Genomic DNA, 7712 nt, shown 5'->3' on the forward strand with positions numbered 1-7712 from the left:
TGAAAGGAGCTATTGCTTTGATGAATATCATTGAACTGAAAGATATAACGAAAACATACAGGCGTGGCGAAGAGGATCTTCCCATCCTGCGTAACATATCGTTATCTGTTGCCGAAGGCGATTTCGTTGCCATTATCGGACCCAGTGGATCTGGGAAATCAACACTGATGAATACGATCGGCTTGTTGGATGTGCCAACATCAGGCAGCTACACCTTAGACGGCGTCGTAACGGAGCGTATGAGTGATAATGAATTGGCAGAGCTTCGGAATCAGAAGATCGGGTTCATTTTCCAACAATTCAACCTGCTTCCCAGACTAACTGCGATGGAGAACGTTGAGCTCCCGATGATCTATGCGGGTATTTCGAAGAAAGAGCGTAAGGAACGTGCGAATGCGATGTTGAAAATGCTCGGGATGGGTGAACGTGGTCATCATCGACCAAGTGAGTTATCCGGTGGTCAGCAGCAGCGGGTAGCCATTGCGCGTGCATTGGCGATCTCCCCCTCTCTCATTTTGGCCGATGAGCCAACTGGGGCTTTGGACTCACGTACAGGTGAGGAAGTGTTGGAACTTATCCTTCAGCTCAACGCGCAGGGCAATACCATCGTTCTCATTACGCATGATCATCATATCGCAGACAATGCGAAACGAGTCGTTGCACTTCGTGACGGAATTATCGTGGATGATTACCGGAATGACGCGAAGAAAGCTCTCTTGCAGCAAGAGGTGAGTGTATGAAGGTAAGTGAACTGATCCGGATGTCGCTTCGGACGATTATTTCGAGTCCGATGCGCACATTTCTGACCATGCTTGGGGTGATTATTGGCGTAAGCTCAGTTGTGACTCTCGTTTCGATCGGTCAAGGTACTTCAGAAGCGATTGCGAAGCAATATGAGAACATGGGAACGAATCTGCTCGTCGTAACTGCGACGGGGAACGGGCGAGCGACGCAGCTCAGCTATGATGATTTGATGAATTTCGAGAATTTCCCGGAATTCAAATCCATTGCGCCAACGATGTCCAAGAATGGATCTAATGTCAAATATGATCGCACGCAGGAAAAATATAACGTGCTTGGAACGAATGATCGTTATTTCGACATTATCAAAGCTTCGATCGACAAAGGTCGAAATTTGTCGCCGACAGACCTGGAATTCCGTTCGAATGTCGCAATTTTGGGCAGCGAAGTTACGAAAAAGTTCTTTGGGACACTTAACCCCGTCGGGGAGAACATCAACATTGATGGCGTTGTTTTCAACGTCATCGGGACACTGAAAGAGAAGGGTTCCAACATTGGCGGAGCTTCCGTAGATAGCTCTGTCATTGTACCGCTCGAATCGGCTAGACGCCAATTCAAGTTGGGGCAAATTCGAACGACGTATGTCGAAGCGCCTACGAAGGACGATATTTATACAGCGCAAGAGACGATGAAGCAGTATCTAACGTATAAGTTCAAAAGCGATACTGGTTTTGTTTTAACGAATCAGGACGAACTGTTGAAAGCACGGACAGAAGCAACGAATACGCTTACGAATCAATTAGTGGCGGTTGCCTTGATTTCCTTGCTTGTCGGTGGCATCGGCATCATGAATATTATGTTAGTGACGGTAAGCGAACGAACGCGTGAGATAGGGATTCGCAAATCGATTGGCGCCAAGCGTCGCAATATTTTGCTGCAATTCCTGGTGGAAGCTGTTGTGATCAGTGGTATGGGCGGATTAATAGGACTTCTTCTCGGGATTGGATTCTCGTATGCCTTGCCTTATTTTAGTCCGAAACAAGCAACCAGCCTTTCCTTTGAAGTAGGTCTTTATTCTTTCTTATTCTCGGTATTAGTCGGTGTGATATTCGGATTATATCCGGCAAACAAAGCATCTAAACTGCGTCCGATTGACGCATTGCGTTCTGACTAAATGTAACTACAAGGAGGACTCTCAGTGATTCAACAACGTAAGATGAAACGATTGCTCAGTCGTTCGGCTTTACTGCTAACTGCTGCTAGCTTCTTAACACTTCCTCTGGCAACCTCAGCTTTCGCTGGCAAGGAGGGTGTATTTCTCAGTGATTCCGTCTATTTTACGTTAGACAAAGTATCGTTATCCGTTGGTGCCGAAGATGGTTCGCTGCGCTTCTCATTAGGTTTGAACAATAACAGTAATGCCATCGTCGATTTCAATAATTATGGTGTAAAAGTCATTGATACGAATGGTATTACATACACAGCGAAACTAAACGAAAAGGTTGTTGCGCGTGTAAAGGCAGGAGAGACGGGGACGTTCAAATTTACGTCAGAAATCCCGAACAACTTGACACCTTCCGATTTGAAAGTTGATATTTTCAGGTGGGACAATAACTCGACATCGGATATCGGCGCGCTTTCTGTTGAGTCTGCGATGGTCGAATCCGGTCAGACGTTGGAACAACAAGCCGTTATTAATTTGAAAGAGATTGATACAACGCTTGCTGAAGAAACGTTAGTTACGGCTAAACTTGGACAAAGCTATAAAGTGTACAAGGATGGCGTGTGGATGGTATACACCGATCTGACACTGTCTAATGAAAGTAATGCCAGCGTGAAGCTGCCTGACGGGTTAGAACTTAACTTTCAAGATAGTAAAGGACTGACATATGCCGCACAATTTGTTGCAAGCGTAGGCGCCTTACTTCCTGAACAACCTGTCACAGTGACTCTTCAAGCAGCTGTACCTGCTTCACTGGATACGAATAAATTATCCTTGTTGTTCTCACCTAAAGGAAAAGTGAAAACGACACTTCTTGGTACGCTGAATGCAGCCAAAACGTTCTCAGTTGCTCGTCTTGGCGACAAAATTACTTACCCGAACAAGGATGAGAGCGATGCATTGAACGGGCTAGTTATGTCCACTACATGGGCATCAGCGATTCAGCAAACGGACGGATTACATGTGCAAGCGAATGTGACACTAACGAACACGAGTGATGGAATTGTTTCACTTCCTGCCTTGACTGGTGAATTCCAGGCGAGCCGCAGTAATGTGGGCGTAAGTTCGAGTGATAATGCAGTTCGTTCGGCCTATCTATCTCCGAATGAGTCGACAACCTTTCATTTCCAAGGTATTGTACCTGCTTCGTTGAATGCTGAAGCCCTACAATTGGTGGTACTAGAGAAACAAAATACGACTGCTTCAACAACGACATCAGGGACAGGTACGGGATCAGGATCCGGATCCGGTACGGGGGCTGCTGGCAACAACACGGATAATGCGAAGCAAGGGACATCCCTGCCCGTTGCTGTGACTTCACTTGCAGGAGCAGGCGTTGCTAGTGAAGCGACAACGTATGCTGCCGCGCAGGCGTATAAGATTGGAGAACCATTTAAACTAGCTTCAACGAATAGTATGGATTCGAATATGGATTTGTCACTTGTTGAGCTTGGGATGAGTGTAAATACAGACTTCGGATACAAGACCGTTGTTGCCAAATATAAACTAACGAATAAAAGTACGACAACATTGGCTTTACCTGATTTCCAAACCGATCTGACGAATGAAGAGGGCTACACTTATACAGGTGTTCGTCAAACCAATGTGGCCAAAAATATTGCACCAAACACGAGCTATGTGTTGAATTACTCTTACATGGTACCTGACAGTGAGGATGCAGATAAACTTGCACTAAGTCTATATGACACGAATCGCTTGGCTATTGGTTCCTATAAAACCGCAGTGCAGCCAATCCCAGCAACGGGACCTATATCTGTGTATCCATTTACAATCGACTTCGATGATTACTCACTAAGCGCTACCTATAACAAAGATAATTCTTATAGCTATCGACTGCGATTAGATCTAGATGTACAACGACAAGCGCAAGTGATCACGGATGCGAATTTCTCCTCACTCGTATTTGAGGTTGTGGATACGGAAGGACGTCTACTGAGCTCCAAACCAATGACCTTTACGGGGCAGCAACGTATATTGTCCGGCGTTCAGTTCCTCGAATTTAACAATATTAGGTCTGAGCAAATTACTTCAGATTCCTATTTCAACATTTATGAGGTTATTACCACGCCAAATGGTGAAGCGAAACGCTTGATTCGTACGATTAGGCCATAACGATTTCAAATGAAAAAAGAGTAGGTCCAGTAAGGAACTGGATCTACTCTTTTTTTTATTCTTGTTCTGAATCAAGCGGATATGCCGAATCGATAAGATCTATGCGACCTGTTTCTGGGTCGATGATCATGCCGTGTACAGGTAAATTTTTGGGAAGCAAAGGATGATTCCGAATGATATTAACACTTTTCTCGATACCCTCGCGCACATGCTCGAAACCAGTGAGCCAGCGTTTAAGATCAATACCAGCATGTCCCAGGGTTTCAATGACATCGTCCGAGATTCCTCTGCTTTTTGCATTGGCAATGACTGTTTCGGAGTTAAGACCTGTCATACCGCAATCATAGTGCCCGATGACGAATACTTCATCCGCTTCCAGTTGATAGACAGCGACGATAATACTGCGCATTAGACTACCAAAGGGGTGAGAGATGATGGCACCGGCATTTTTCAAAATTTTGGCATCCCCGTTATGTAGATTCATGGCTTTAGGGAGTAATTCAACCAATCGTGTATCCATACATGTGACAACGACCATTTTCTTGTCTGGAAACTTCGTGGTCAGAAATTCTTGATATTGCTTCGTTTCTACGAAATCCTTGTTGTAGCTCATAATCTCATTGACTAAAGACATGGTATTCCCTCCAAGTAAGTTGATGTGCTGCATGTCTATGTTTGTGCAGCTTTATCGTTTATCGACTAAGCTCATACCCGCATTGTAAATCTGATTATTACTCTTCAGTATATAGGATTTATTGCCTTCGTGGAAGTCGATTTTCATATTGTCCTCGAAAAAGATCTCATCCTTGGTTTTATAGATCAAAGGAATTGAATCCGTTACAGCAGGAGTATCATCTCCTTGTGCCTCTGAAACTAACCATAAGGTAGGTACACCGTTCACGGAGCATCCACAGCCTTCTGTATCAAAAACGAGCTTAAGTAACGTTGTATCAGTGTCTAACCACGGCGTTAAACGCTGCTTAGCTGTATCGGTAAATGTAATGTTCATAGGGTCATCTCCTCACGTAGTTGCAGATCAAACAAGCTGCTAAATTAAGACTAGCTCTCATTCTACCACATTCTCATCGAAATTTGATTCTAACCCTCGTTGGAAGTATGATAATTATGAAACATTTGGAGCGATTGCTTCAGAAGCTAGTTTTTCAATTGAAAAACTTAAGTAATGCTTACGATGTTAGTTTTCTATCGAAAACTTTAAGGAGATGAACACATGAGTGTTGGTGTTGTAAATGCCAAGTTGGCATCGTTCAAAGCTTATGTTCGTAAAATGAAGCAGTACGAAGAGGCCATCTCTTTGATCTATTGGGACATGCGGACGGGTGCTCCTAAAAAAGGGATCGAAACGCGTTCAGAAGTTGTCGGTGAGCTATCCACCGAGGTATTTCGCATGTCTACGTCGGATGAGATGGGCGACTATGTGGCATTCTTCATGCAGCCGGCCGAGCTTGCGCAATTAGATCCCATTTCCCGCAAAATGGTGCAGGAATGCAAAAAAGAATATGATCGCAGCAAAAAAATTCCTGCTGACAAATATCAAGCCTATGTCGTGTTGACCTCACAAGCAGAGTCAGCATGGGAGGGTGCGAAACATAATTCGGATTGGGCTTCTTTTCAGCCATACTTGGAGAAAATCGTGGCAACTACGCAGGAGTTTATTGAGCTGTGGGGCTATGAGGGGCATAAATATAACACATTGCTGGATATGTACGAACCAGGGATGACGGTAGACAAACTGGACGAAGTATTTGGTTCTTTGCGGGAAGAAGCAGTTCCGCTGCTTCAGCGAATCGCGGCTTCGCCCAATCAGCCGAATCGTTCTTTCTTAGATCAACAATTCGATATCGGCAAGCAGAAGCAATTCTCCCTTTCTATTTTGAAACAAATGCAATATGACTTTGATGCTGGTCGCTTGGATGAAACGGTTCATCCATTCGCAACGGCTTTGAATCCAGGCGATGTGCGGATTACGACACGTTACTTACCGAATGACATCACATCTGCCTTATTCGGTACGATCCATGAAGGTGGACACGCGCTGTATGAGCAAAATATTTCTACGGACCTCGTCGGCACTAACTTATGTTCTGGTACATCTATGGGTATCCACGAGTCGCAGTCCCGCTTCTGGGAAAATGTCATCGGCCGCAGCAAACAGTTCTGGGATCGTTATTATGGTGAACTTCAGACGACTTTTGCCGGACAAATTGATGATATTAGTGTAGACGATTTCTATCGTGCGATTAACCACATTGAGCCATCCTTGATTCGAATTGAAGCGGATGAGCTTACGTACAACCTACATATCATGATTCGTTATGAACTGGAAAAAGCGCTGTTCAGCGGCACGCTTGCTGTTGCTGATTTACCTGCGGCATGGAATGCCAAATACGAGGAATATTTGGGTGTTACACCTCCGAACGACGGTGAAGGCGTCCTGCAGGATGTGCACTGGTCTGGCGGTGCGTTCGGTTATTTCCCATCGTATGCACTTGGCAACATGTACGCGGCGCAATTCACGAACACACTTCGCAAGGAACTGCCGAACTTCGATAGCCTTATTGCCGAAGGGAACCTTGCGCCAATTAAAGCGTGGTTAACAGAGAAAGTGTACCAGCACGGTAAACTGTTAACTCCGAACGAAATCATTCAACAAGTTACAGGCGAGCCGTTGAATCCGGCATACTTGGTGGCGTATCTCGAAGAGAAATACTCGCAGGTTTACGGAATTTAATCATTTCGGAGCTCTATCGTAAGACCTATATCGCGTAAGATTTAACAGCTTTTTCCGACGAGTTTTCGTTTGGGGGAGCTGTTTTTTTATTGTCGTTTGATTAGTCTTGTTTATATTTTTCTTTCAGCATACCGGAGCCGATTCCCCCGACAACCATGAGAATCAAAGAACCGAAGTTCCAGAAGAAGGCCCCGCCGTACAAGGTAATATCGAGCGTCGTCATCTTGTTAAGAAAGAGGACAACGAGTTTGATCACTAATAACACAAGGCCTATTGAAACGAATACATCAAACAGAAACTTTATTCTCGGGTAAGCCAATTGCTTGCTTGTTTTGATCACCGTTTTTGTCAACTCCTCATCACTCTTCAGTAACTCATCGATCGTTATCCCAAATAGATCACTTATTTTAATAATGATTTCAATGCTTGGGTAGTTTTGACCATTCTCCCATTTCGAAATCGATTGCCGGCTCACAAACAACTTCTCGGCCAATTCTTCTTGTGACCAACCCTGCTTCGTTCTTTCCGATTTTAACTTTTCCCCAAAGATCATAGCAGCAACTGCCTTTCTGCAATTTATAAGCCTATATTGGAATAAATGCCTGCCGAAGTAAAGAACGCTATGGTTGCGGCGGCCCCGCAACCTCACGTTGCGATCCATTTTATGCTTGTAAAGGGGCGTCACTCTAACGAATCTGCATGTTGTGCACTCACTATCACGCTCCACGCACTATCAAGTTCGAATCAGAACCCAACCCAACCCAACCCAACCCAACCCAACCCAACCCAACCCAACCCAACCCAACCCAACCCAACCCAACCCAACCCAACCCAACCCAACCCAACCCAACCCAACCCAACCCA

The 7712-nt window shown here is 44.9% G+C and carries 7 protein-coding genes; 4 read left to right on the top strand and 3 right to left on the bottom strand.

Annotated elements, in window-relative coordinates:
* The first annotated feature begins 20 nt into the window (after positions 1-20).
* The 3 genes from AC58PV_RS26760 to AC58PV_RS26770 are packed head-to-tail and all read left to right on the top strand — an operon-like array spanning position 21 to position 4096.
* Entirely contained in the window at positions 21-740 is a 720-nt protein-coding gene (locus AC58PV_RS26760; protein WP_497435719.1) for an ABC transporter ATP-binding protein, read from the top strand.
* Positions 737-1915, top strand: coding sequence for an ABC transporter permease (locus tag AC58PV_RS26765; protein ID WP_497435698.1), 1179 nt, complete (start codon positions 737-739; stop codon positions 1913-1915). The genes AC58PV_RS26760 and AC58PV_RS26765 overlap by 4 nt, the downstream gene beginning before the upstream one ends.
* A gap of 24 nt (positions 1916-1939) precedes the next feature.
* Positions 1940-4096, top strand: coding sequence for a hypothetical protein (locus tag AC58PV_RS26770; RefSeq protein ID WP_497435700.1), 2157 nt, complete (start codon positions 1940-1942; stop codon positions 4094-4096).
* 55 nt (positions 4097-4151) lie between these two features.
* Here AC58PV_RS26770 and AC58PV_RS26775 read toward each other — a convergent pair whose 3' ends face one another.
* Positions 4152-4730, bottom strand: coding sequence for a beta-class carbonic anhydrase (locus AC58PV_RS26775; protein ID WP_497435701.1), 579 nt, complete (start codon positions 4728-4730; stop codon positions 4152-4154).
* Between the two features lie 51 nt (positions 4731-4781).
* Entirely contained in the window at positions 4782-5105 is a 324-nt protein-coding gene (locus tag AC58PV_RS26780) for an iron-sulfur cluster biosynthesis family protein (protein WP_497435702.1), read from the bottom strand.
* A 222-nt stretch (positions 5106-5327) separates the two neighbouring features.
* On the opposite strand from AC58PV_RS26780, the gene AC58PV_RS26785 reads away from it, so the two are divergent.
* Positions 5328-6848, top strand: a complete 1521-nt coding sequence (locus AC58PV_RS26785; protein ID WP_497435703.1) for a carboxypeptidase M32 — start codon at positions 5328-5330, stop codon at positions 6846-6848.
* A gap of 100 nt (positions 6849-6948) precedes the next feature.
* On the opposite strand, the gene AC58PV_RS26790 is transcribed toward AC58PV_RS26785, so the two are convergent.
* Positions 6949-7401, bottom strand: coding sequence for a helix-turn-helix domain-containing protein (locus tag AC58PV_RS26790; RefSeq protein ID WP_497435705.1), 453 nt, complete (start codon positions 7399-7401; stop codon positions 6949-6951).
* Positions 7402-7712 lie beyond the last annotated feature (311 nt).

The organism is Paenibacillus sp. J22FR83 (assembly GCF_059691955.1).